27 protein-coding genes are annotated in these 23,214 nt (G+C 29.8%); 21 read left to right on the top strand and 6 right to left on the bottom strand.

Going from position 1 to position 23,214, the window contains the following annotated elements; translation table 11 throughout:
- The 16 genes from TOPB45_RS05565 (at position 1) to TOPB45_RS05490 (ending at position 14,829) form a co-directional block, all read left to right on the top strand.
- The gene (locus tag TOPB45_RS05565) at positions 1 to 291 is read left to right on the top strand and encodes a DUF503 domain-containing protein (protein WP_013909867.1); all 291 of its coding nucleotides are present in this window, start codon (positions 1 to 3) and stop codon (positions 289 to 291) included.
- 8 nt (positions 292 to 299) lie between these two features.
- A complete protein-coding gene (rbfA, locus tag TOPB45_RS05560) occupies positions 300 to 641 on the top strand; it encodes a 30S ribosome-binding factor RbfA (protein WP_013909866.1) in 342 nt (113 codons plus the stop codon).
- A gap of 2 nt (positions 642 to 643) precedes the next feature.
- Complete coding sequence (locus TOPB45_RS05555; RefSeq protein ID WP_013909865.1) at positions 644 to 1,630, top strand: DHH family phosphoesterase; 987 nt, start codon at positions 644 to 646, stop codon at positions 1,628 to 1,630.
- Positions 1,620 to 2,573 (top strand): tRNA pseudouridine(55) synthase TruB, encoded by a 954-nt coding sequence (gene truB, locus TOPB45_RS05550; RefSeq protein ID WP_013909864.1) that lies wholly within the window; start codon positions 1,620 to 1,622, stop codon positions 2,571 to 2,573. Before TOPB45_RS05555 ends, truB begins: the two co-directional genes overlap by 11 nt.
- Positions 2,574 to 2,582: 9 nt before the next feature.
- Complete coding sequence (locus tag TOPB45_RS05545) at positions 2,583 to 3,479, top strand: lysylphosphatidylglycerol synthase transmembrane domain-containing protein (protein WP_013909863.1); 897 nt, start codon at positions 2,583 to 2,585, stop codon at positions 3,477 to 3,479.
- Positions 3,461 to 4,075, top strand: a complete 615-nt coding sequence (locus TOPB45_RS05540) for a MarC family protein (RefSeq protein ID WP_013909862.1) — start codon at positions 3,461 to 3,463, stop codon at positions 4,073 to 4,075. Before TOPB45_RS05545 ends, TOPB45_RS05540 begins: the two co-directional genes overlap by 19 nt.
- Positions 4,076 to 4,093: 18 nt before the next feature.
- On the top strand, positions 4,094 to 5,479 hold the full coding sequence (locus tag TOPB45_RS05535) for an amino acid permease (RefSeq protein WP_013909861.1): 1,386 nt from the start codon (positions 4,094 to 4,096) through the stop codon (positions 5,477 to 5,479).
- 66 nt (positions 5,480 to 5,545) lie between these two features.
- Positions 5,546 to 6,817 carry a TolC family protein gene (locus TOPB45_RS05530; protein WP_013909860.1) on the top strand — a complete coding sequence of 424 codons (1,272 nt, stop codon included), beginning with the start codon at positions 5,546 to 5,548 and terminating at the stop codon, positions 6,815 to 6,817.
- Positions 6,814 to 7,998 carry an efflux RND transporter periplasmic adaptor subunit gene (locus tag TOPB45_RS05525; protein WP_013909859.1) on the top strand — a complete coding sequence of 395 codons (1,185 nt, stop codon included), beginning with the start codon at positions 6,814 to 6,816 and terminating at the stop codon, positions 7,996 to 7,998. The genes TOPB45_RS05530 and TOPB45_RS05525 overlap by 4 nt, the downstream gene beginning before the upstream one ends.
- A complete protein-coding gene (locus TOPB45_RS05520; protein WP_013909858.1) occupies positions 7,992 to 8,669 on the top strand; it encodes an ABC transporter ATP-binding protein in 678 nt (225 codons plus the stop codon). The genes TOPB45_RS05525 and TOPB45_RS05520 overlap by 7 nt, the downstream gene beginning before the upstream one ends.
- Entirely contained in the window at positions 8,666 to 9,880 is a 1,215-nt protein-coding gene (locus TOPB45_RS05515; protein ID WP_013909857.1) for an ABC transporter permease, read from the top strand. The genes TOPB45_RS05520 and TOPB45_RS05515 overlap by 4 nt, the downstream gene beginning before the upstream one ends.
- A gap of 2 nt (positions 9,881 to 9,882) precedes the next feature.
- Positions 9,883 to 11,094, top strand: coding sequence for an ABC transporter permease (locus tag TOPB45_RS05510; RefSeq protein WP_013909856.1), 1,212 nt, complete (start codon positions 9,883 to 9,885; stop codon positions 11,092 to 11,094).
- A gap of 67 nt (positions 11,095 to 11,161) precedes the next feature.
- The gene (locus TOPB45_RS05505; RefSeq protein WP_013909855.1) at positions 11,162 to 11,668 is read left to right on the top strand and encodes a BCAM0308 family protein; all 507 of its coding nucleotides are present in this window, start codon (positions 11,162 to 11,164) and stop codon (positions 11,666 to 11,668) included.
- Positions 11,668 to 12,504, top strand: coding sequence for a universal stress protein (locus tag TOPB45_RS05500; RefSeq protein WP_013909854.1), 837 nt, complete (start codon positions 11,668 to 11,670; stop codon positions 12,502 to 12,504). The genes TOPB45_RS05505 and TOPB45_RS05500 overlap by 1 nt, the downstream gene beginning before the upstream one ends.
- A 5-nt stretch (positions 12,505 to 12,509) precedes the next feature.
- Entirely contained in the window at positions 12,510 to 13,538 is a 1,029-nt protein-coding gene (locus tag TOPB45_RS05495) for a sodium:calcium antiporter (protein WP_013909853.1), read from the top strand.
- Position 13,539: 1 nt separating this feature from the next.
- A complete protein-coding gene (locus TOPB45_RS05490) occupies positions 13,540 to 14,829 on the top strand; it encodes a bifunctional folylpolyglutamate synthase/dihydrofolate synthase (RefSeq protein ID WP_013909852.1) in 1,290 nt (429 codons plus the stop codon).
- On the opposite strand, the gene topA is transcribed toward TOPB45_RS05490, so the two are convergent.
- Together topA and TOPB45_RS05480 are read right to left on the bottom strand one after the other, a co-directional pair.
- Positions 14,798 to 16,423: a type I DNA topoisomerase gene (gene topA / locus TOPB45_RS05485; protein ID WP_013909851.1), complete on the bottom strand. Its 1,626-nt coding sequence runs from the start codon at positions 16,421 to 16,423 to the stop codon at positions 14,798 to 14,800. The two genes, TOPB45_RS05490 and topA, sit on opposite strands and share 32 nt — an antisense overlap.
- A gap of 5 nt (positions 16,424 to 16,428) precedes the next feature.
- Entirely contained in the window at positions 16,429 to 17,313 is an 885-nt protein-coding gene (locus tag TOPB45_RS05480) for a damage-control phosphatase ARMT1 family protein (protein WP_013909850.1), read from the bottom strand.
- Between the two features lie 653 nt (positions 17,314 to 17,966).
- Here TOPB45_RS05480 and TOPB45_RS05475 point away from each other — a divergent pair.
- The 5 genes from TOPB45_RS05475 (at position 17,967) to TOPB45_RS09020 (ending at position 20,255) form a co-directional block, all read left to right on the top strand.
- A complete protein-coding gene (locus TOPB45_RS05475) occupies positions 17,967 to 18,863 on the top strand; it encodes a hypothetical protein (protein ID WP_013909849.1) in 897 nt (298 codons plus the stop codon).
- Between the two features lie 59 nt (positions 18,864 to 18,922).
- The gene (locus TOPB45_RS05470; protein ID WP_041430346.1) at positions 18,923 to 19,333 is read left to right on the top strand and encodes a hypothetical protein; all 411 of its coding nucleotides are present in this window, start codon (positions 18,923 to 18,925) and stop codon (positions 19,331 to 19,333) included.
- A gap of 109 nt (positions 19,334 to 19,442) precedes the next feature.
- Entirely contained in the window at positions 19,443 to 19,811 is a 369-nt protein-coding gene (locus TOPB45_RS05465) for an N-glycosylase/DNA lyase (protein WP_041430345.1), read from the top strand.
- Positions 19,808 to 20,074: a DUF6884 domain-containing protein gene (locus tag TOPB45_RS09025; protein WP_201763789.1), complete on the top strand. Its 267-nt coding sequence runs from the start codon at positions 19,808 to 19,810 to the stop codon at positions 20,072 to 20,074. The genes TOPB45_RS05465 and TOPB45_RS09025 overlap by 4 nt, the downstream gene beginning before the upstream one ends.
- The gene (locus TOPB45_RS09020; RefSeq protein WP_201763788.1) at positions 20,019 to 20,255 is read left to right on the top strand and encodes a hypothetical protein; all 237 of its coding nucleotides are present in this window, start codon (positions 20,019 to 20,021) and stop codon (positions 20,253 to 20,255) included. The genes TOPB45_RS09025 and TOPB45_RS09020 overlap by 56 nt, the downstream gene beginning before the upstream one ends.
- A 72-nt stretch (positions 20,256 to 20,327) precedes the next feature.
- On the opposite strand, the gene TOPB45_RS05455 is transcribed toward TOPB45_RS09020, so the two are convergent.
- The 4 genes from TOPB45_RS05455 to TOPB45_RS05440 form a co-directional block, all read right to left on the bottom strand.
- Positions 20,328 to 20,810 (bottom strand): hypothetical protein, encoded by a 483-nt coding sequence (locus tag TOPB45_RS05455; protein WP_013909848.1) that lies wholly within the window; start codon positions 20,808 to 20,810, stop codon positions 20,328 to 20,330.
- A gap of 49 nt (positions 20,811 to 20,859) precedes the next feature.
- Positions 20,860 to 21,642 carry a PD-(D/E)XK nuclease family protein gene (locus TOPB45_RS05450; RefSeq protein ID WP_013909847.1) on the bottom strand — a complete coding sequence of 261 codons (783 nt, stop codon included), beginning with the start codon at positions 21,640 to 21,642 and terminating at the stop codon, positions 20,860 to 20,862.
- Positions 21,643 to 21,728: 86 nt separating this feature from the next.
- Positions 21,729 to 22,715 (bottom strand): endonuclease NucS domain-containing protein, encoded by a 987-nt coding sequence (locus TOPB45_RS05445; protein WP_013909846.1) that lies wholly within the window; start codon positions 22,713 to 22,715, stop codon positions 21,729 to 21,731.
- 80 nt (positions 22,716 to 22,795) lie between these two features.
- A complete protein-coding gene (locus TOPB45_RS05440) occupies positions 22,796 to 23,047 on the bottom strand; it encodes a hypothetical protein (RefSeq protein WP_013909845.1) in 252 nt (83 codons plus the stop codon).
- Positions 23,048 to 23,214: the final 167 nt, after the last annotated feature.

Here is a 23,214-nt window from a genome sequence, read left to right as displayed (position 1 = left end):
ATGGTGGTAGGGATAGCAAAAATAGAAATCTTTTTCCCTGAGCCAAATTCTTTAAAATCAAAAAGAAAAATATTAAAAGCTCTTATCCATAAATTAGAATCTCAATTTAAAAAAATATCCTTAGCTGAAGTTGATGGTCATGATCTTTGGCAAAAAACAACTCTTGGTATAAGTATAGTTGGAAAAGATCAAAAATTTGTGGATAGCAAACTTACTTCTATTTTAAACTTTATAAAAAATGACGGAAATATTGAAATTATTAAAGCTGAAATAGATTTTATTTCCTATTAAAAACTTCAATGTCCTATAGATCTAAAAAAGTTGCCAGTCTTTTACAAGAAGTCATATCAGAAATAATTATGCATGAATTAAATGACCCTGCACTAAAACAATTTATCACCATTACTGAAGTAAAAATTGGAGAAGATTTGAAAAAAGCAATCATTTATTTTACAGTTTATGAGGGAGATATAAAAGAAGTAGAAAAGGCTTTAAATAGAGCAAAAGGTTATATAAAAAAACTTTTAGGAGAAAAAATAACTCTTAAATACCTTCCAGATATTGAATTTCGTCAAGATGACAAATTAGAAAAAGAAAAAAGACTTGATGAACTATTTGCTAAAATTTCAAAGAAATTATAAAAATGAATGAAAATTTAAAAAAATTTTTTAATATTTTGGAATCTTTTGAAAATTTTATATTAATTACCCACTTAAATCCAGATGTAGATGGAATATCTTCTATGCTTACCTTACACAATCTTTTAAAATTACTTAATAAAAATTCTTTCCCCCTTTTAGAAAATATTCCAGAAAATATAGAATTTTTACCCTATTCAGAAGATCTTATTTTGGTAGATAACTTTAGTAATCTTCCTCAAAAATTTGCTACTATTATTTTAGATGCCCATAGTCCAGAAAGAATATTTGAAAAAATTTACGAAAAGATTTTAAATTCTGAAGTTTTTATTATTATAGATCATCATCAGATTGAAAAAAATAAAAAATCCTTTTCTGAAGATGAAATTACAATAATTGACCCTTCAGCCCCTTCGACTACTTTTTTAATATATAAAATTCTTAAAAACAAAAATTTTATTATTACTCCTGAGATGGCACAAAATTTATTAGCTGGTCTTTACTTTGATACAGGTTGTTTTAAATATGAAAATGTAGATGAAAAAACTTTTTTAATAGCAAGTGAATTTTGTAAATTAGGAGCAAAACCTCATTTAATAGCTTCTCACCTTTTTGAGAATATATCTCTTAAAGAATTGGAAACTCTTAAAGTAATTTTAAATAGACTTGAATTTCTTGAAAATGGAATTATAGCTATTTCTTATTTAACTTATGAAGATATTCAAAATTTAGGCATTAAAAATTTAAACGATTTTTCTAATTTTTTAAGAAGTATAAAAGGGGTTAAAATTTCTGCTCTTATAAAAGAGTTTGAAAAAAACATGGTTAGTGTAAGCCTTAGAAGTAGAGCTCCTATTGAGGTACTAAATTTAGCTAAAACCTTCGGTGGTGGAGGACATAAGTATGCCTGCGGTTTCAAAATAAAAATTGAAAATTTTTATGAGTTTTTAAAAAAATTTAAAGAAATTCTAAAAAATTACTATGGAAGCTAAAGCCTCCTTATTAAATGGAATTTTAGTAATAGATAAGCCTCAAGGATTGACTTCTACTGAAACATTAGAACAGGTTAAAAAAATTTTAAAAATTAAAAAAGCTGGGCATGGAGGAACGCTTGATCCTATTGCAACAGGAGTTTTACCAATTTTTTTAAATAATACTACTAAGCTTGCAGAAATCTTTTTAGAGGGAGATAAAATATATGAAGGTGAATTTCAATTAGGGATAACTACTGATACTTATGATATTACAGGGGAAATATTAAGTAAAGCAGAAGTTCCAGATATAAGTATAGAAGAAATTCAAGAAATAGCCAATTCCTTTTTAGGAGAAATTGAGCAAATCCCCCCTCCCTTTTCTGCTACTAAATATAAAGGAAAACCGCTTTATAAATACGCTAGAGACGGAATATTTATTCCTAAGAAACCAAAAAAAATTAAAATTAGCGAATTTAAAATTCTTGGAAAAGAGGATTCCAAAATCCGTTTTTATCTTCATTGTTCTAAAGGAACTTATGTAAGGTCCTTAGTTCATGATTTAGGGAAAAAGCTAAGTTGTGGAGCTGTTCTTGTAAATTTAAGAAGATTACAAAAGAGTATTTTTACTTTAGATAAATCTATAACTTTAGAAAAACTAAAAGAGCTTTATTCTCAAGGATTAGATAAATTGATGCCTTTTATTATACCTCCGGAATCTGCTCTTGAATTTTTACCTAAGGTTATTGTTAGTGAAGACCTTTCACAAAGAATAAAAGACGGTCGACAGATTCATACATCTTCTTTTCTCTCTTTCATAAAATTTCAAAAACTTGTTATTTCTCCTACAGAAAAATGGATAAGGGTTGTTACTACAAGGGGAAAATTAGTAGCTATTATAGAAAATCCACTCCTAAATCCCTCAGCTACTTATATTAAATATTTTCGAGTATTTAAAGATTGAAGGATTAAAATGAAAAAACTTAAATCCTATTTCCTCTTTTTTCTTAGAATTTTTATTACCTTTTCCATACTTTATATTCTTTTTAAAAAAAGCGATTTTGAAAAACTAAAAAACATTTTTAAAGGAATTACTTTACCCTATTATCTTTTAGCCTTATTAAGTTTTAATACTTTTCAAATATTAGTAGCTCTTAGGTGGAAGACTATATGTGAAAGTTGGAATTTTAAAACTAAATATTTATTTTATTTGAAAACTTATCTAATGGGCTTTTCTCTAAATACTATCTTTCCCGGAATTATAGGAAGCGATATTTTAAGAACCCTTTTTCTTACTAAAGAGGGGTTAAATTGGAAAAAGGCAAGTTTAAGTGTCTTTTTCGATAGAATATTTGGTTTATTAGGTATTTTTCTGATTCTTTTTTGGTCTTTGCCTCTTTTTGGAAATTTTCTTCCTCATAAATTTTACTCATTTCTTATATATTTAGTTTATGGAACTTTATTGATGGCAATTTTGGGAAATGTGATAATTAAAAAATATTACTCTCCGGAATATTTAAAACCTATTCTTTTCCCTTACAATATAAAACCCTTATTCTTAGGTTTCACTATTCAAGTTCTTTTTGTTTTGCAATTTGTTTTTCTAAGTAAGGCTTTGCATCTTAATTTAAAATTTTTTAATCTCTTTGTAATTATACCTGTAGTTAGTTTTCTTGCAGCTCTACCTCTAAGCATTTCAGGATTAGGAGTAAGAGAAGGAACTTTAAGTTATTTTCTTTCTCTTCTACATTATTCCTTAGAATATGGAATTTCTTTAGGACTTTTAGGATACTCCATCATTCTCATTTCTTCTTTACCAGGACTTTATTTTTATTTAAGAGGAAAACATTTATGGAAACAGGCTTCTTAATTAAAAGTTTTCTAACTCTTTTTACTATTATTGATCCTATAGGAGGTGTCCCTTTCTTTTTAAGCATTTCTGCAGGATATTCTGAAGAGGAGCGCAAAAAAATTGCCTTAAGAGCTTCCTTAACAGCTTGTTTAACTTTGTTATTTTTTTTATGGATAGGAAAATATTTATTATCCTTTTTCCAAATTTCAGTTTCTTCTTTTAGGATAGCCGGAGGTATACTTCTTTTTCTTATCTCTATGGAAATGCTTTTTGGAAAAACTACACAAGTAAAAACAACTGAAAAAGAGACCTTAAAAGTAAAAGAAAAAGAAGATGTTTCTATAGTTCCTCTTGGTATCCCATATTTAGCTGGTCCTGGTGCTATAACTACTACTATAATATTGGGTGAAACTTCTACTTTACACACCAAATTAGGTTTATCCTTAATAATTTTCTTAGTTTTACTAATTACTTATTTAATTTTTAGTTATTCTTCCAAAATTTCTAAACTCTTAGGAGAATTAGGAACAAAAGCTATAGTTAGAATTCTTGGACTTATTCTTGCAAGTATAGCAATTGAATATATTACTACTGGATTAAAAGAAATTTTTTAGTATAATTATGGTTTAATTATGAACCTTTTTAGAAAAAAACCTTTAAATCTTGCTGAAAAAATCGATTCTAAATTAAAAAGAGAACTTCGTTTATGGGATATAGTTTTCATAGGGATAGGGGCTGTTGTTGGGGCAGGAATTTTTGTTATTACAGGACAAGCAGCAGCTTCTTATGCTGGTCCTGCTATTGTACTCTCTTTTATATTGGCAGGAATTGGAATAGGAATAACTGCCCTTGTTTATGCTGAACTTTGTTCTGCCTTTCCTCTTGCAGGAGGTGCATACAATTATACTTATTTTGTTTTAGGAGAATTTTTTGCTTGGTTAGTAGGGTGGAATATACTTCTTGAATATGGAGTTGCTACAGCCGCGGTTGCAACTGGTTGGTCAGGATATTTGAGGGCTTTTTTAAAAAATAATTTTAATTTCGTTCTACCAACTGCCCTTTCAGGTCCAATAAATCTTCAACAGGGTACCTTTATGGATCTTTTTGCTTTTATGGGAGTTATTTTAATATTCTTACTTGTAACCATAGGGATTAGAAAAAGTGCTTTAGTAAATAATTTTATAGTAATTTTAAAACTAATTGTTCTTATTCTCTTCGTAATTATAGGAAGTAAATACGTAAATTGGGAAAATTTTAAAAATTTTATGCCCTATGGATGGAAAGGTGTTTGGAGTGGAGCCTCCCTTATAGTTTTTACTTATCTTGGCTTTGATGCCCTTGCTACTCTTGCTGAAGAAACAAAGGAAGTTAAAAAAACCCTTCCTAAAGGACTTATTCTTTCTTTAATTATTATAACTTTTCTTTATATAATAGTTTCTTTTACCTTGGTGGGAATGCTTCCTTATTGGGAATATGAAGGAAAACCAGATGCTCTTGCCTATGCTATGTATAAAGTTAATGAAAAATGGGTAGCAAATTTTATTTCCTTAGGGGCAGTAATAACTATTACTTCAGTAATGCTTGTTATGGCTATAGGTTTTACAAGGGTTCTATATGCTCTTGCAAGAGACGGGTTAATTTTTAAAGCTTTTTCTGAGGTTCATTATAAGTATTTTACTCCTCATAAGGCTTCTCTTTTTGGTGCTTTATTTTTATCCTTATTTGCAGGATTTTTACCTTTAAAAATACTTGCAGAATTGATAAATATTGGAACTCTTTTTGCTTATTTCATCATAGGAGTAGCTGTAATATTATTAAGAAAAAATAAAGATTATAATCCTGCCTTCAAAGTCCCATTCCCTAAACTTTTTCTTCCTATAAATTTATTTTTTCTTTTATTTATAATGCTTGGGCTTCCCATCGAAACTTGGATTAGATTTGGTGTATGGACTATTATAGGAATTCTAATTTACTTACTTTATGGATATAAACATAGTTTACTTAAACCCGAACCTTAAAAAATTCATCTTGACAGATATTCAATTTAAAATAAAATTAAGTAAGTACTTACATAGGATTAAATTATGAAAAAATATTTAATAAGTTTTTTTGTCATCTTATTTTTAGGTTTTTATTCTAATCTTTGGGGAATTCAAACTCTTTCTTTAGAAGATGTTATCTTAATAGGAATTAAAAATAATCCCCAAATTCATATTACAGAAAAAATAAAAGAACAGTATTACTACCAGAAAAATATAGTCAGAGCTGGTTTTTTCCCTTATTTATATTTTGAATATAGTTTTCAAAGATGGGATCGTGGAAAAAATGAACCTACTGTAGATTATCAAAGATGGGGACCTTACTTAAACTGGAATATATTTTCTGGATTTTCAACCTGGCATAGTTATAAAGAAGCACTTTTACTAATATCCTCTCAGGATGAAAATATAAAAGCTACTATTTTAAATATATCTCTTAATATCATACAGGCCTATTTAGACTATTTTAAACAAAAAGCACTTTATGAATCAGCTTTGGCAGATTTAGAAGATGCAAAAACCCTACTTAAACTTGCTCAAAAAAGATATGAAGTAGGGCTTTCTCCTTATGCAGATGTTCTTGATGCCCAGGCAAGGGTTAAAGAGGCTGAGTTTAATGTAACCAATTATAAATACACCGCTGAAATTGCTAAAGCTAATGTTCTTACTTTGATAAATTATGATCTTACAAGAATAGGGGAGTTTGAATTTTTGCCAGTTGAAGAAAAAGCCTTTAAGATTAAAGAACTTACAGAATATATAAAAATAGGACTTATGAATAGACCAGAATTAAAAGCTAAAGAAAAAGAAATCCTTGCTCAAGAAGAAAGAGTAAAAAGTGTAAAAGGAGAATTTTATCCTTCTGTTGATGTTTTCAGTAGTTACTACAAATATGAAAATTTACCCCATCAAGATGAAGAATTTGTAGCAGGGGTAAAAATAACCCTTCCTATCTTTTTAGGTTTTTCAAGAATTGCTAAATTAGGAAAAGAAAGAGCTTTATTGGAACAGAAGAATTTTGAAAAAATTTCTACAGAACTTAACATAAAACAAGAAATTTTTACTAATTATAAAAATTGGCAGACCACAAAAGAAAATTATGAATCTGCTCTTGCCTGGCTAAAGAGTATAGAAGAAGATTATAGGATTATTCAAAAAAAATATGAAGAAGGTTTAGCAAGTATTGTTGATGTAACAACCCTTCTTGCAAGACTTTCTCAAGCAAGAGCTAAAGTAGCAGTATCTAAATATGATTGGATATATCAATATTATAAACTTCAAAAATCTATAGGTCTTATTCCTGGAATAGAAAAATGAAAAAATTTCTTTTCCTTTCCCTTTTCCTTTTTTTTCTTTTTACAGGATGTAAAAAAAAGGAAGACAAAAATCCTCTACCTAAGGAATCTGTTAAAGTAAAAAGAGGAACTATTTTTTTAGAAGTGAGTGCAACAGGTGCGATTAAACCACAAGTTGGAGCTGAAGTTAAAGTAGGAGCAAGAATTTCAGGTAAAGTTGAGAAACTTTTTGTAACTCAAGGAGATAGGGTTAAGGTTGGACAACTAATTGCTGTTATTGAACATAAGGACTTACAAGATGAAGTAGATAGAGCCTATGCAAATTATAAAGATGCCTTAGCTAATATGGAAAAAATCAAGAAAGTGTATCCAGATAAGATTTCTGCTCAGAAAAAAAGAGTGGAAGCCCTTAAAATACAATTAGAACAAATAGAAAGGGAATTAAAAAGATATGAAGCTTTATATAAAGATGGATTAATCTCCCTAACTGATTTAGAGAGAATGGAAAGAGACTATAAGGTAAAGAAAGCTGAGCTTGAATCTGAAAAATCAACTCTTTCTGCTTTAATTTCTGAATATAAAAAAGAACTTGAAAGAGCTCAAGCTCAAATTTCTGCTTCTAAAAATGCATGGGAAGAAGCAAAAGTAAAACTTAGTTATGCCTTTATCTATGCACCTATTTCTGGAGTAGTTTCTCAAGTAACAACTCAACAAGGAGAAACAGTAGTTGCAGGTCTTAATGCTCCTACTTTTATAACTATTATTGATCTTTCAAAACTTCAAGTAGAATGCTATGTTGATGAAACAGATATAGGAAAAATAAAAGAAGGTCAAGAAGCTACTTTTACAGTAGATTCTTATCCTGGCAGAATCTTTAGAGCAAGAGTTAAAACCATTTACCCAGGTGCTATTATAAAAAATAATGTAGTTTTTTATGATGTAGTTTTGGATATCTTAGATCCTTATGAAAATATTCTTCGTCCTGAAATGACAGCTCATGTTACTATAATTGCAGGAAAAAAGGAAAATGTTTTGATAGTTCCTTCTCAAGCTGTTAAAATAGATCCTCAAGGTAATTATTATGTAATGGTTAAAAAGGGAGATAAATGGGAGAAAAGAATAGTGAAAGTGGGATGGGAATCAGGAGGAAAAATTGAAATTATTTCCGGTCTTAAAGAGGGTGAGGAAATAGGTTTGTGGTAGAAAAACTTGTAATTCTTAAAAATATCACCAAAACCTACAAAACCGGCAAAATAGCTTATCAAGTTTTAAAAGGAATTAATTTAGAAGTGGAAGAAAAAGAATTTTTAGCTATAATGGGAGCTTCTGGAAGTGGAAAAACCACCCTTTTGAATATTATAGGTCTTCTTGATAAACCTGACTCAGGTATTTATATATTTGACGGGCAAGAAGTAAGCAAATTAAATAAAAATGATCTTGCTTATATAAGAAATAGAAAGATAGGTTTTGTATTTCAAGCTTTCCATTTAGTTCCTTGGGCTACTGCTCTTGAAAATGTTTTAATGCCTCTTTTATATAGAGGGGTTTTTAAAAAAGAAGATGAAGAAAGAGCTTTACAACTTTTAACTCGTTTAGGACTTGAAAAAAGAATGAATGCAAAACCAAGTGAACTTTCAGGTGGAGAACAACAAAGGGTAGCTATTGCAAGAGCTCTTATTACCCATCCTAAACTTCTTTTAGCTGATGAACCTACAGGAAATCTTGATAGTAAAAGTTCTCAAGAAGTAATGAAAATTTTTAAAGAACTCAATGAAGAAGGACTTACCATTATTATGGTTACCCATGATCCTGAAATTGCTAAATTTGCTCAAAGAATTAAAATAATAAAAGATGGTGTGTTTGTAGAAAAATGAATTTTATCTTTTTTCAATTTCTAAAAGATATTCTTAAAGAGCTTTTTTCTAATAAAGTTAATTTCTTTTTTATGTTCATAGCTTTAACTATAAGTCTTATTGCTTTAAATACTATTTATTCCTTAGGACTTTCTGCTAAAAAACAAGTTTTAGATTCTTTAGCAAGTGTTCAATTTGGAAAAGATGCCATGCTTATTTTAGCTGGTGGCGGAAGAATAATGGGATTAACTACTACAAGAACAGATACTCTTAAATTAGAGGACGTAGAAGAATTAGAAAAACTTGATTTTGTAAAATTAGCCTCCCCTATAACAAGAGGAACACTTGAAGTCTCTTACAAAGATTTTGCAGAAAAGATGAGAGTTGAAGGAGTTTTTCCCAATTATACTGTTGCTAATAACTGGTATCCCCAAATAGGGAGATTTATTAATGAAAAAGATTTAGAAACCTTGGCCAAAGTCTGTGTTGTTGGAGCTGATGTACCTGAAAAACTTAATAAAAAAGATATTTTAGGAGAAAAAGTAAAAATTGGAGGAGAATATTTTGAGGTTATAGGTGTATTAGAACCTAAGCCATCTTTTGGACATTTTAGAAGAAACGAAAATATTATTATCCCTTTTACTACAGCACAAAGAAGGGTTTTCAATAAAGATTATATTGATGCAGTTAAACTTCTCTTTAGAGAAGGAACAGATATGAAACTTGCTGAAGCAAAAATAAGAGAAATCTTGAGGAAAAGACACAGTCTTTATGGGATAGAACCAGATGATTTTAGAATTATTACCCCTGAACTTGCTATTTCTGTATTTACAAAAACTTTAAGAACTATAAATGTTTTTCTTTTAGTCATAGCTTTAATAAGTTTAGTTATAAGTGGTGTTATTATTATGAATCTCATGTATGCAAATATTGAAGAAAAGGCACCTATTATAGCTTTAAGAATTGCTCTTGGAGCAACTTCCAAAAAAATAATAGAGCATTATCTAATAATGTCTTTCCTTGTTGCTTTTATAAGTGGTCTTGCCGGCTGGATATTAAGTCTAATTTTAATGGAAATTATTTCTCTTTTTACCCCTTTAAAGCCTATTTTTTCTTGGTGGATCTTTTTGCTTAGCTTTTCTTTTGCAAGTTTTACTGCTATTAGTTTTACTTTAATTCCAGCTATAAAGGCTTCTCAAATTGAGCCTGCCATTTTATTAAAGAGTCTTTAATTATGTTTATTAAATATAAATTACTTTGGGGAGGACTTTTTCATAAAAAACTTAGATTATTTCTTTCTGTAATCGGAATAATTATTGGTGTTTCATCCCTCCTTCTTATGAATGCTTTCGGAGAATCAGCAAAAATTAAAACTCTAAAAGAAATTGAAACCTTTGGTCCAGATGTGATGATGGTTGTTGCAGGGAGTGTAAGAGTAAGTGCAGGAAGAGCTATACAAACTGAAATTACAACTACACTTAAACCTTCTGATGCTGATGCTTTGCGAAAAATTAAAGGAATAAAATATCTTTCCCCTGTCTATAATGGAGATGCAATTGTTAGATATTTTGGAAAAAACTTAACTACTATAATTAATGGAGTAAATGAAGAATATCTGTTATTAAGAAAATTCCCCTTGTCTGAAGGAAGAAATTTTTTAAAGGATGAGGTTTTGGGTTATAAAAAAGTTGCCATTTTAGGATATAAAGTGAAAAATGAATTATTCGGAGATGAAGATCCTGTTGGAAAAATTATTCTCATAAATAGGCTTCCCTTTAGAATAATAGGAGTTCTTGCTCCTATAGGAATTGATGCCAGCAATGCTGATCAAGATGATCAAATACTAATTCCATGGACTGTGGCTATTTCAGCTCTCTATAACGTAGATTATATAAGAAGTATATATTTAAATGTAGAAAATCCTGAAGAAACATCTACTATTGCAAAACAAATCGATGAAATCCTCTTAAAATTGCACAAAGTTAGTGAAAAAAATAGAGATTTTAGCATAGTTAAAGCTGAGGATATATTAGAAGTAAAAACTCAAACTACAGAACTTTTCTCTTCATTGGTAAAAAGCATTTCTATTTTGTGTCTTTTAGTTGGCTCACTTGGAGTTACAGCTATTATGACTCTTTCTGTAAACGAAAGAAAAAAAGAAATAGGTATAAGAAAGGCTATCGGAGCTGAAGATAAGGACATTCTTTTTCAATTTTTAGTGGAAAGTGTATTTATTACTCTTTTAGGTGGTATAATAGGAATTTTAATAGGTATCATTGGTTCTCTAATATTTCTACCCCTTTTTAAATATCCTTTAGTTTTTCCATGGGGTCCTATTTTTGTTTCTGCCTTTTTAACCATTATTTTTGGAATTATCGCTGGAATATACCCAGCTTATAAAGCTGCAAAAATTGACCCTATAATTCTTCTAAGACAGGGTTTTTAAATTGAAAAATAGTTTCTCAAGTCTTATATTTAGAAATTAGAAAATTTCAAAAATGTAGGAGGTGAAAATGAGTAAAAAGGGGGATAAGTGGATTAAATACACTTGGGAATTTGAAACATCTGAAGATCCTTATGCAATAAAAGCTGCTCCTGCTGGTGAGGCAATTTGCCCCAGATGTAATGCTGTTTTTAAAGATAAAAGATGGCTTTTAGATGAAGAGTTATACGAAGAATTAAAAGATATAGATACTGTTCCTCAAATTATTTGTCCTGCCTGTAGAAAGGCTCTTGAAAAATATGCTATGGGATACCTTTATATTTCTGGAGAATTTTGGAAAACTCATAAAGACGATATAATGAGACTTATAAATAATGAAGTTGAAAGAGCAAGAGGTCTAAACCCTCTTCATCAAATAATTGATATTTATGAAGAAGAAGACAAAACTGTTATAGAAACAACAACCGATCAGCTTGCTCAAAGATTGGGAAGAGCTTTATACAAAGCTTACAAAGGGGATCTGGAATTTAAATGGTCAAAGGGAAATAAGTTAGTTAGAGTTTATTGGTCAAGATAATGTCTCAAACTATAGCCTTAGCTATAGATTTTAAAAAATTTACTAATTCTGTTTTAGAAACAGGTCTGTTTTTAAAGGAAAAACTTTATCCTGAAAGTAAAATAGTTCTTTTTCATGTAATCGAATTTTTTTTCACACCTCCCCATTATCTTATCCCCTATTTTAAAGAAGAAGAAAATAGATTAAAAACAGAATTTTTGAATCTCTCCCAAAAATTCAAAAATAAAAATATTCCTGTAGAAACTGAAGTAATCTTTGGAAATTTTTGGGAAGCCCTGAAAAATTTTGTAAAAAATTTAAATCCCCATTTATTAGTTTTAGGTTATCAACCCTATAGATTTAAAATTCCCACAGCTGAAAAAATCTTAGAAAGAGTAAAGAGTAATTTTTTAGTAGTAAAAGATTCTCCTTTACAGGAAATTAAAAAAGTATTATGTTGTATTGATTTCTCTGAAAATTCTTTGCCTTCTTTAAAAATGGCAAATTTTATTAGCAAAAAATTAGGTGCCCAATTAATAGTTTTAAATGTAATTTCTGAAATTAAAATAAAAAATCATAAATTGAAAGAAGAAATATTAGAGGAAAAAAGAGCCAAAAGAAATGAACTATGGAATAATTTGTTAAACTCCTTAGAAGAAGCTAAAAAGGAGGTGTTTAATTTTCAAATAAAGTATGGAAAAAAAACAAACGAAATTCTTAAAACTATAAATGAGTTTTCCCCTGATTTATTAATAATTGGAAAAACTGGAAAAATAGTAGAATTTGGACTCGGTTCTGTAACTAAGGAATTATTAAAAAGGGTTTCTATCCCTATTTTAATAGCTGAAACTATCTAAGCTTTATGGAAGTAGTACTTTTAATCTTTTCTCTTGTAATTATATTAATTTGTGCAGAACTTTTCACAAATGGGGTTGAAGTATTTGGGGAAAGACTTTCTTTATCTCAAGCAGTAGTGGGAAGTATTTTAGCAGCTGTAGGAACTGCACTTCCTGAAACTATAATCCCTTTAGTTGCTATTTTTTTGTATAAAGGAGAAAGCGGGGCTCATATAGGAATTGGAGCTATTTTAGGAGCTCCTTTTATGTTAACAACTGTAGGACTTTTCTTAGTAGGCCTGGGTGTATTTACAAGTTATTTTTTTAAAAAAAGAAAAAAATTAGAAGTATATTTAGAACCTCATACCTTTATAAGAGATTTTAGTTTTTTCCTTTTAAGCTATTCCTTAGCTATTTTTTTTCCTCTAATCTTCCCAAATACCCGCTTACTTCACTATTTTATCGCCCTTTTCTTACTTTTTAATTATATTTTCTATTTATTTCTTACTTTTAGAGCTGAGAGCTTAAGAATAGAGTCTTCAAAAGATTTATATCTTGCGAGATTGCTAAGATTAAACATTAATTTTGAAAGGAAAATCCTCTATGTTTTTCTTTCTTTCTTTCAAATAATTCTTGCCCTTCTATTTATGATAAAGGGAGCTCATATCTTTGTAGAAAATTTAGAAATACTTGCCAAAAATTGGGGAATAGACCCTCTTCTTTTTTCCCTTCTTTTAGCCCCTATAGCTACAGAATTACCTGAAAAGAGTAATAGTCTTCTTTGGACCTTAAGAAAAAAGGATATCCTTGCCCTTGGAAATATGACTGGAGCTATGGTCTTTCAATCAACCTTTCCTGTAAGTATTGGGCTTCTTTTTACTTCATGGGAAATTAAAGGATTAGCTTTAGCTTCTGCATTAATTGCCTTATCCTTAGGAATATTTTATCTTTTATTTTTAAAACTTTTTAAAAAACTTCCACCTTATATTTTTATTCTTTCCGGATGTGCCTATTTAGTTTATGTGTATTTAGTTATAAAATCAGTTTATTCCTAAAATGGAGAGAAATTATTTAGATTGGCTTAATTCTTATCAATTTCATGGGATAAAACCTGGTCTTAAAAGAATTAAAGAAATTCTTAAAAGACTCGGGAATCCCCATCAAAATATTACTACTATTCATATTGCAGGAACAAACGGAAAGGGGTCTACTTCAGCTATCTTAAGCGAAATTCTTTCTCAACATGGATTTAAAGTTGGACTTTATACCTCACCGCATCTATTTCGAATAAATGAGAGATTTAAAGTTAATGGAGAAGAAATAGAGGATAGTAAATTAAATGAATATTTGAAACGTATAAAATTGGAACTCAAAGATTATCCGGCAACTTATTTTGAAATCACAACTGCTTTGGCTTTTCTATATTTCTTTGAAGAAAAAGTAGATATAGCAGTTATTGAATGTGGACTCGGAGGAAGACTTGATGCTACAAATGTTATAAAACCAGAAGTTTCTATAATAACAAGCATTGGTTGGGATCATACTAAATACTTAGGAAATACTCTTGAAAAAATTGCTTTAGAAAAAGCAGGAATAATGAAAAAGGAAACCCCTTGCGTTTTAGGAAATGTTTCAGAAAATTTAGTTCCTATTTTTCAAAAAAAAGAAGCCCTTTTAAAAGCTCCTCTCTATATATTGGGGAAAGATTTTAATATAGAGCTTAATGAAAGGAAAAATTGGAATTATAAAGGAGATTATAGTTTTAAAGATTTAGAATTGAATCTTAAAGGATTTTATCAGGGAAGCAATCTTTCTTGTGCCTTAAAAGCTTTAGAAATTCTTGAAAAAAAGAGATTTTTGAAAATCTCAGAAGAAAAACTCAAGATAGCTTTAACCAAAGTTAAAATGCCTGGACGTTACGAAACTTTAAAAATAAAAGACAAAACCATTTTAATTGACACAGCTCATAATCTGGATGGTTTTATTGCGCTTAAGTCCTCACTCATAAAAGATAATTTTAAAGATTTCTTATTAGTTTTAGGTATTACCAATGATGATGGAGAAAAGCCCTTTGATAAAATGCTTGAAATATTAATTCCTTTGGCAAAGGAAATTTATTTATGCCAATTTAATTCTCCAAGAAAAATAGTTACTTTAGAAGATTGGAAGTTGGCTTTAAAAAATCTATCCTTAGAAATTAATAACATAAAATTTATAGAGGATTGTGAAAAAGCAGTTAAAATGAGTTTAGAAAGTTCTTTTGAAAAGGTTTTAGTTACTGGCTCTATCTATTTTGTAAGTGAATACTTAAGGATTATAAATAATTCTTTAAAATTTCATAATTAAAGCTAACAATTTCTTGATAGGTTTTTTTATTTTCAACTACCTTTTCCAGATCTTCCTCCGTTTTTGAAGTAAATTTATAATCTAAAAACTCAGGGAAACTTTTTATCAAATATTCACAAACTTCTTTTCCAAGTTCTGTAGGTCTTAAAAAGCCTTTTTCTTTTGTTACATATTTCCTCTTATAAAGAATATCAAGCAAAGTTGCGTAAGTAGATGGTCTTCCAATACCAAGAGATTCAAGTTTTTTTATTAAAGTTGAGGGAGTATAAGGAGAGGGTGGTTCTGTTATATGTTCCTTAATTTTCCAGGCTAAAATTTCAAAGATTTCTCCAGCTTTTAAATCTATAAATTCCTTTTCTTCTTTTTCTCCCTTGAAAACCTTTAAAAAACCTTCAAAAAGAAGCTTTTTAAATATAGCTTTCAAAAAGTAATCTTTTTCTAAATTCTGGTTTGTAAAAATATAGGTTCTAATAAGATATTTTGCAGGAGACATTTGGCTTGCAATAAAATAAGTTCTTATAAGCTGATAAAGTTTCTTCTCTGGCTCAGAAAGAGGAACTTCTTCTCTAAATACATCTGTTGGTCTAATGCATTCATGAGCATCTTGAACAAATCTATTTTGTCTGATTTTTCTTTCCTTTCCTACAAATTCTTCTCCAAAATAAAGCTTTATAAATTCTTTTACCATTTTTTGAGCATATTCACTTACTCTGACAGAATCAGTTCTCATGTAAGTAATATATCCATTTTCATAAAGTCTTTGAGCATAATACATGGTTTGCTTTGGTTCGTAGCCTAACATTTTTTGAGAAATTTCAATAAGTGTAGTTGTTTTAAGGGGTAAGGGTGGATTTTTCTTTTCTATTTTTTCTTCTATTTTCTCAAGGATTATCAAATTATTAAGAAGCTTTTCTTTATAGAATTTTATAAGTTCCTCTTTATTTTTTGTTTTATAAAGTCTATTTTTATAATAAAACTCAGATAGAATTGTTACAGAATCTCTTTTTAGTTTAATTTCTAAGGAATAGCTCTTTTCAGGAACAAAATTTTCTATTTCTTTTTCTCTTTCTACAATCAATCTTAAAGCTACACTCTGAACCCTTCCAGCTGAAAGGCTCTTTTCAAAAGTTTTTGAAAGTTTTGGAGAAATTAGATAACCTATAAGTCTATCAAGAACCCTTCTTGTAAGCCAAGATTGATAAAGATAGGGATTAATTTCTCTTAAATTGGAGAGAGCTAATTTTAACCCCTTTTCTGTAATTTCTATCAAATCAAGCCTTTTAAAATTAAGCTTAGGATTAGCTTTAGAGAGATATTCATAAAGATGATAGGCAATAGCTTCTCCTTCTCTATCAGGATCTGTAGCAAGGTATATTTCTTTTACTTTTGAACTTATTTTTTTAATCTCTGAAAGAACTTTTTTCTTATTGGGAAGCCAATATAACGCTGGCTCAAAAGTTTTTAAATCAATACCCAGCTTAGCTTTGGGAAGATCTTTTATATGCCCAAGAGTAGCCCTAAAAATAAAACCATCCCTTAAAAATTTCTGCAAAGTTCTAATTTTGGTAGGGGATTCAACTACAAAAAGTATCATAATTTTTAATTATTACTTCCAACCTTTTTAAGTATTATATCACCTACTTTTACTTTTAGATGCCTTGCAATAATTACACATTTTGCTTTTAGAAGAAAGAATATATTTTTCTTCTTTTCTTCGCTCAATGTTTCATAATTACCTTGCCCTTTAGAGATTATCATATCTGCATTATTATAAATTTTTAAAAACTCTTCTGAGCATAAATTTAAGATTGTTCCAGGGGCATCGCAACCGGTAGTAATGACTTCAGCTACCTCATTCATTTTAACTTGCTCTGCATCTTCTATAGTTACATCATTGATCACTGGCGCACCTTTTACTGCATAATAAATTTTTAACTTATGCTTTTTTAGGATTTCTTCTATTAGTATTTTATCAAAAACAATCTCCCCAGCATTATCGCCAAGATAAAGTAATGTTCTTGAATTTTTTAAGCTTTCGCAAAATAAATCATAATGGTATATAGCAAATTCTTGAGTTAATACCTCTTTCAAAGTTGCCTTTAGATCAAACTGACCACCAGTTGCACCAAAATCAACAATATTTCCTGCGATTGCAAGTCTTATTGCAGTTAGTAAAGGATCAGATGAATTTTCTACTATATTTTTAAGCTCTGGATACATATTTAATGCTATCTCATTATATTTAACTTTTATGTCATGATAAGGGTCTTCGCACTTCGTAACTTCTTTAATAATTCTGTAAATGTGATAGGCTATATACGGAGGAGTAGGAACTTCATCTGGATTATTTTGAAAAAAATTAATAAGAAAATTCATTACTTGGATTAGAGTTATTCTCTGGATTTTCTCATCATCTGTAGAAAGCCTTACAGTATCAAGTGCCTGTCTTATTAAACAGGGGATACAATCTAAATATGCTTTCATTTTGATTTAATTTATTTGTTGTTAATTTTAGTGAATTATATAAGATTTATGAAAGAATTTTCAAGCTTTTTACTATTTTATCTTTCCCTTCCCTACCTTTCAGGTCTTTACACAATTAATGAACACTACTATTTTGTAGCTAATTTACCGATGTAACGTTTTGAAAATAACAACCACAAGATATGGTATAAAAGATAGTGTTTCATTAATTGTGTAAAAATTTCTTCGGGAAGGGCATGGTAGTTCCCCCCAATTCAATCTTGTTAAATCCCCTTAACCTCCTTAAGTTTAACCTCTCATTTCTTTTCTTTCATGGTAGCTTCCCCTCCTTTCTAGTAGTTTAAAGTTATTAACCATTGGAGATGCTACTATGCCTATTTTACTTTTCAAGTCTTTATACAATTAATTAGACACTACCAAAATTTTAGCAAAGGTATTAGAGAATATATTGATTTTTAATAATTTTAAAAGGAAATAAGTGCAAAATGATAAAGTTGGTCACGTATAGAGAACCCAGCAGTTCGGTCAAAATTGGAATATACAAAATATTTCGTCTATACTCACAATTCAGGACAAAAGCAAAGTACTTGATTTATGAAAGAATTAGGTATAATAAAAAAGAATTAGGTAAAAAAATTTGGGAGGTGAGTGAAATGGATATAGAAGGGGCAAAAAGGATTATCCTTTATGTGGTAGAAAAAACTAAACATAGATGGGATCAATATTACGAAGATTGGGAAAATATTGATGAAGTATTTCTTCGCAGAGGGTATGAACAAGGAGGATTTGAATGCTGGAAATTTATTGGTCTTTTAAAGGAACAGGGAATATGTTCAATAAATAGCATCGGACAAATTTTAGACAAATTAGATATACAAAAAAATAAAAAATACAATCGCAACTTTGCAGGGTCTATTTCAAGTCCTTTATATCAGAGTATGAAAAATGGAGAATACGGTATAGAAGGTTATAAATTTTACAAATGTGTTGAAAATTATTTAGAAAAAGAAGAAAATAAGAAAGGAAACAGTTTTTGGAAATTATTATGGTATATGTTAGTCTGTTGTAATTATTTAAAGAATAACTATAACGCAAGTTTTTCCTACTTTTTAAAAAAGAAATATTGTGAGTATAAAAAAATACCAGATATTACCGATTCTGATTTTCTTAATATATCTCCTGAAGATTGGGAAGAATTTAAAAAGATAAAAAAACCATGGAAAGAATTATATGGTATAGGAGAAAATATATTCGATTTTATAGTTGGTGACATTAAAGAAGCTCAGTTTGCAATAAATTCATTTAAGTTGGACTCGGCTAATAAACACTTTTTAAAAATTACAGGGATATCTAAATTAATAGGAGATCTTAATGAAAAAAATGTGATAAATTTCTTAAAAAAATTAAATCTTCCATATACATTAAGAGAAATCAATAAAGGAATTTACACCTATTGTTCTAAAACTGAATCATCAAACTTTGGATTTTGTCGCAATAAAACTATTTGTAAAAAGTGCGGAATAAGTGATATATGTGAGAAAAATTTTTAAGAAAAGAGCTCTATTTAGCGCCAGATAAATGATGGAAAAAGTACAGGAAATTAAGAAAAATGATTATCAAGCTTGACCCAGAGCGGGGGAAAGAGTTAATTAAACTTCTTTATGAAACATATACGAAGACTGGTATTTTCGGAAAAAAGGAGATGCCTGAGGATATATTGCCAAAAGGTATGACTAAAGGCTCCCGTGAACATGTGCTTTTTATAACTTTTACGGTATCAATTGACTATCAAAGAAAAGCTGATGAATTATGGGAAAGCGCAAGAAGAACATATGAAGACCCGGAAACGAGATATTTATTTTATCCAGAAAAGGTATATGAAAGTTCTTTTGAAAAAATTAAAGATGATATAAAAAAACATAATTTATCCTGGAGAGAAAAAAAAAGATGTTTCAATTTGGAAAACCCTAGGGACTACTTTTTGGGAGAAGTGGAAAGGGGATCCATTAAATTTTATTAAAGACTGCAATAATGATGCAGAGCTAATTTGGAGACGACTACAAAATAAAAAGGAAAATAATAATTATCCGAACCTTAGAGGTCCTAAGATTGGTCCTTTATGGATAAGAATGCTTAGAGACAATATTGGTCTTGAATTAAAAAATTTAGATAAAATTCCTATCCCGGTAGATATACATGTGATAAGAGCTACATTAGCAACAGGAGTTATTAGAGGAAATTTTAAAACTGAAAAAAATAAACTAACTAAATATACACAAGAAGTTTGGTTTGAGAGTTTTAAAAAACTTCAGAATGAAGGCATAGATTTGATACCATTAAATATGGATAAACCTCTTTGGTATCTTTCTAAAAATGGTTGTTATAGGCGAGATAAAATTACCGGGGATTGTCCATATTATTCTGAATGTATAGCAAAAGAGTTTTGCGTTAAAGGAATGATTAAAATAAAAGGTGATATAGTGGAGGTGAGCACATGAGGACACTGTGTATAGTTTCTTGTGGAAAAAAGAAAATATGGGATGAAAAACCAGATGCAGGTCCTACTAAGGCAAAAGATGTATATATAGGAGCGTTTGCTAAAAAGTGTAGAGAATATGCAGAGAAATTTTATTCAACATCTTGGTGCATTTTATCTGCAAAATATGGATTTTTGCTTCCTGATGAGATTGTTCCAGGTAATTATAATGCGACCTTTTGCAGAAATAAATCAGAAAAAAATATCTATAGAGGAACTTTCTAAGCAAGTAGTAGAAAAAAGATTAGATAAGTTTGATAGAATTGTAGTTTTGGGCGGGAAATGTTATGTAAATATAGTAAAATCGGTGTTTAGTGGAAAGGAAATTCATGCATCATTAATTGGTAGAATTGGAGAGATGATGAAAAAAATTAACGAGGCTATTCAAAGAGGTATTCCGTTATGACCCACATGCTATCATCTAAAAAGAGCGTATATAGCTACATTCCTTCAGCATGTCATACATATTACTTGTTTTTTATAGCTTTCTCTTTTTTAAGAGACACTCTAACATCTCAACATCCTTTAAATCTTTTTCTCTCATAGCTAAAAGTTTCATTTTGATTAACCATTTTGGATGAAGAACTTTAACCTTTTTGGCTTTTATTTTTATACTGAAATACAGCATTTCTTTTAACCAATCATCTTGAGCAAGTAGAATATCAAATCGAAATTTCTCTTTTCTTACGACTACATTAGTTAGATCAATTCCTTTCCATCCTTCTATTGTATAATTTTGATTTTCGAGAACAAAAATAAAATCGTTTATATGGTCTTCATCAAGCAAAACATCAAGCTCTCCCGGCGTTGGTTTTCTCTCGGGGATCCAAAAAGACACTGCCAATCCACCAACTATGGCATAGTTATATTCAAAAATTAAGTTTAGAAATTCTCTTACTTGCTTTATTTGTATAAACTCATCAAAATATGGATGAATTGATCTATTCTTTTGTAATTTCAACTTTTATTTTTATTACCAAGAGAGTTTCGGTAAGATGTTAAGGTTAATCTTATAACAAATAATTGCTAATTTTATTTAACCAGTCCTGTAGTAAATTACACCCCTCGCAGTTTGACCTTCCTTCAGGGGGTGAATTCAAAGAAAGAATTTCAAACAGGGTTTGGCATAAATCTTCTACCCACTCGTTGTCCATAAGCTTTACTGGCACTACTGTTGGGTTGAAACCAAAAAGAAACTTTTCTTTAGTTCGGTGTAGCATGACCTCATCCTTAAGGTCTTTATACTCTGGGTCAAAGTATACTAAAGCTAAGCCTACAACAGGCTTTCCCAACTTTTTGTTAGCTAAATAGGCATAAGCGTTAAGTTGTGCCTCATACAAAGGTCTTAATTTTGTTTGATACTCTGTTAGAGCAGCAGTTTTATAATCAATGATGAATAATGAGCCATCAGAAAACTCTATAATTTCGTCAGCTTGTCCGCTTAAAAGGCATGTCCCATCAAAAAGAGAAACCCGCCAAGAAGTTGGTCTTATCAATCTAATATTCTCAAAATCAAGGTGAGGATAAAAATTCTGCAATTGATTTAGTATCCAAGTTGGTAATTGGTTTAATACCTGCACATGCCATTTAACAACATCCTTAACATATTTATCGGTTATGCTAAGGATACCTGCCATTGGAGAGCTAAAAGGATGTTTATCTTTAATCGGAAACTTTTTAGTAAACCAAAAGCACCGAGGACAGAAATCATTAAGAAGCGGTTTCCCTATTTCGCTTGGGCTAAGAGAGATTTTATTTGTTTGGGGTTTAAATTGTTGCTTTTGTCTAAACATAATAAGTCTCCTTAGAAACTCGGATTAAAAATTATTATCAAATTTTTAAAAAACATTATCAAATCCTTAACATTATCTACTAAACCTTATTCTTTATTAAGTTCAGATAGTATTTCTTTTACTAATTGTTTGTATTCTTCGGAAATTCTATAATTTTCTTTTTGATGTTCGCTTATTTTATCGTATCTCAATATTTGGCGCAGATAATCTCTTTTTTCTATTCCTATTTCTCTTGAAATAGTGGTTATAATTTTCCCGGCTGAAGTTTCATCTTCAGCTTCTCCTCTCTTGAGTAATTCTTCCTTTATCATGTTACGAGTTACAATAGGATGTTCTAAGCATAAAGGAAGTAATATCGTTCTTATACGCTTTGGAACAGGTCTATCTTCTGAGAGATATTTTAATAATAGTTTTTTTAATTCATCTATATTATAATTCCCTGGTTCATCAGACAATTGAATTTTTATCTGCCCTCTTTGTTTTTCAGCTCTTTCTTTTTCTATCTCTTCAGGTATAACCATAGTTCTTGCAATTAATTCCTCACCATTCTTTGTTTTTACATATTTTAAAAGAACTGCATTGATACTCATTCCGTATTTTTCAGAAAGCCAATCGATCATTCTTTGTAAACGGTCCTCCATAGAAAAACCCACAAGCAAAATTTTTTGATTTTGGTTAAGGTTAATGTTTGAATCCTCCAAATTCAAGTTTTCATCAATGATCAAGTCTTTTAATTTTTTGTTAATACGCTCATTAATATCATCTTCTGTCCAAGAAGCCACTTCTGAAGCATAGTCTATAGCCTGTGCTAAAGCATCTCTCCCAAGTCTATCCCTTTTAAGCTCAATAATGATGAGATCTCCTGTCTCCTTATCTATCCCTAGAAAATCAATAAATCCTTCACTAGTAGAAACTTGTTCTTCTATTACTAGGATATTTTCTCCTAAAATTTCTGGATGTGTTTTAATCCAATTTTCAAGGTCCTTTTCTAAACGCTTCTCCTCTACCATTGAAGTTTCAATGGGTTCTAATGTTTCATTAATAATCTGCCATACTTTAATCTCTGTAGCCATAACTATTCCCTCCTTCCTTTTTATTTTAATTTAATTTTCAATTTTGTCCGCATGGCAAACTTTATTTCTGCACAGCCTTTTCAAAACCCCACTACCCTCTCCACAAAGCTTGCTATTTTATGGGCTCTGTCTTGCTTCATCCCTAAATAAACTACTAAAAAACATTCTACAATCTCATGCATTAGAGTTTTAAGCTTCTCCTTCCTTGATAATTTATTATATACGTACACTTTCCTTTCCCAAGTCCATACTCCTTGTTCTTCTTCAAGGTCAAAAACTTCTCCTGTAATGTTATCAGTAATTGTTTTTTCATCAGTAAAGTATATCTGCATAGAAAACTTCCGAGGGAAAAGGGTGCCCCTGGGCAATACGCCTTGGGGCAATTTTTACATCCTTTATCTCTCAAGCACGATCCATCTCATGTATTTAGAACAACGATCCTTGTATTTCATTTCTTTACCATAAAAACTACTCCTTCTGTTAGAACATATACCCCATC

This window comes from Thermodesulfobacterium geofontis OPF15 (assembly GCF_000215975.1).
In the GTDB taxonomy this organism is placed as follows: domain Bacteria; phylum Desulfobacterota; class Thermodesulfobacteria; order Thermodesulfobacteriales; family Thermodesulfobacteriaceae; genus Thermodesulfobacterium; species Thermodesulfobacterium geofontis.
The sequence above is the reverse complement of the archived record's forward strand: the minus strand, read 5'-3'. Positions and strand labels throughout refer to the sequence as shown.

Excerpts from the sequence above, each read along its gene's own strand:
- TOPB45_RS05565 (WP_013909867.1), top strand. The coding sequence starts at position 1 with ATGGTGGTAGGGATAGCAAAAATAGAAATCTTTTTCCCTGAGCCAAAT.
- rbfA (WP_013909866.1), top strand. The coding sequence starts at position 300 with ATGTCCTATAGATCTAAAAAAGTTGCCAGTCTTTTACAAGAAGTCATA.
- TOPB45_RS05555 (WP_013909865.1), top strand. The coding sequence starts at position 644 with ATGAATGAAAATTTAAAAAAATTTTTTAATATTTTGGAATCTTTTGAA.
- truB (WP_013909864.1), top strand. The coding sequence starts at position 1,620 with ATGGAAGCTAAAGCCTCCTTATTAAATGGAATTTTAGTAATAGATAAG.
- TOPB45_RS05545 (WP_013909863.1), top strand. The coding sequence starts at position 2,583 with ATGAAAAAACTTAAATCCTATTTCCTCTTTTTTCTTAGAATTTTTATT.
- TOPB45_RS05540 (WP_013909862.1), top strand. The coding sequence starts at position 3,461 with ATGGAAACAGGCTTCTTAATTAAAAGTTTTCTAACTCTTTTTACTATT.
- TOPB45_RS05535 (WP_013909861.1), top strand. The coding sequence starts at position 4,094 with ATGAACCTTTTTAGAAAAAAACCTTTAAATCTTGCTGAAAAAATCGAT.
- TOPB45_RS05530 (WP_013909860.1), top strand. The coding sequence starts at position 5,546 with ATGAAAAAATATTTAATAAGTTTTTTTGTCATCTTATTTTTAGGTTTT.
- TOPB45_RS05525 (WP_013909859.1), top strand. The coding sequence starts at position 6,814 with ATGAAAAAATTTCTTTTCCTTTCCCTTTTCCTTTTTTTTCTTTTTACA.
- TOPB45_RS05515 (WP_013909857.1), top strand. The coding sequence starts at position 8,666 with ATGAATTTTATCTTTTTTCAATTTCTAAAAGATATTCTTAAAGAGCTT.
- TOPB45_RS05510 (WP_013909856.1), top strand. The coding sequence starts at position 9,883 with ATGTTTATTAAATATAAATTACTTTGGGGAGGACTTTTTCATAAAAAA.
- TOPB45_RS05505 (WP_013909855.1), top strand. The coding sequence starts at position 11,162 with ATGAGTAAAAAGGGGGATAAGTGGATTAAATACACTTGGGAATTTGAA.
- TOPB45_RS05500 (WP_013909854.1), top strand. The coding sequence starts at position 11,668 with ATGTCTCAAACTATAGCCTTAGCTATAGATTTTAAAAAATTTACTAAT.
- TOPB45_RS05495 (WP_013909853.1), top strand. The coding sequence starts at position 12,510 with ATGGAAGTAGTACTTTTAATCTTTTCTCTTGTAATTATATTAATTTGT.
- TOPB45_RS05490 (WP_013909852.1), top strand. The coding sequence starts at position 13,540 with ATGGAGAGAAATTATTTAGATTGGCTTAATTCTTATCAATTTCATGGG.
- topA (WP_013909851.1), bottom strand. The coding sequence starts at position 16,423 with ATGATACTTTTTGTAGTTGAATCCCCTACCAAAATTAGAACTTTGCAG.
- TOPB45_RS05480 (WP_013909850.1), bottom strand. The coding sequence starts at position 17,313 with ATGAAAGCATATTTAGATTGTATCCCCTGTTTAATAAGACAGGCACTT.
- TOPB45_RS05475 (WP_013909849.1), top strand. The coding sequence starts at position 17,967 with ATGGATATAGAAGGGGCAAAAAGGATTATCCTTTATGTGGTAGAAAAA.
- TOPB45_RS05470 (WP_041430346.1), top strand. The coding sequence starts at position 18,923 with ATGATTATCAAGCTTGACCCAGAGCGGGGGAAAGAGTTAATTAAACTT.
- TOPB45_RS05465 (WP_041430345.1), top strand. The coding sequence starts at position 19,443 with ATGCTTAGAGACAATATTGGTCTTGAATTAAAAAATTTAGATAAAATT.
- TOPB45_RS09025 (WP_201763789.1), top strand. The coding sequence starts at position 19,808 with ATGAGGACACTGTGTATAGTTTCTTGTGGAAAAAAGAAAATATGGGAT.
- TOPB45_RS09020 (WP_201763788.1), top strand. The coding sequence starts at position 20,019 with ATGCGACCTTTTGCAGAAATAAATCAGAAAAAAATATCTATAGAGGAA.
- TOPB45_RS05450 (WP_013909847.1), bottom strand. The coding sequence starts at position 21,642 with ATGTTTAGACAAAAGCAACAATTTAAACCCCAAACAAATAAAATCTCT.
- TOPB45_RS05445 (WP_013909846.1), bottom strand. The coding sequence starts at position 22,715 with ATGGCTACAGAGATTAAAGTATGGCAGATTATTAATGAAACATTAGAA.
- TOPB45_RS05440 (WP_013909845.1), bottom strand. The coding sequence starts at position 23,047 with ATGCAGATATACTTTACTGATGAAAAAACAATTACTGATAACATTACA.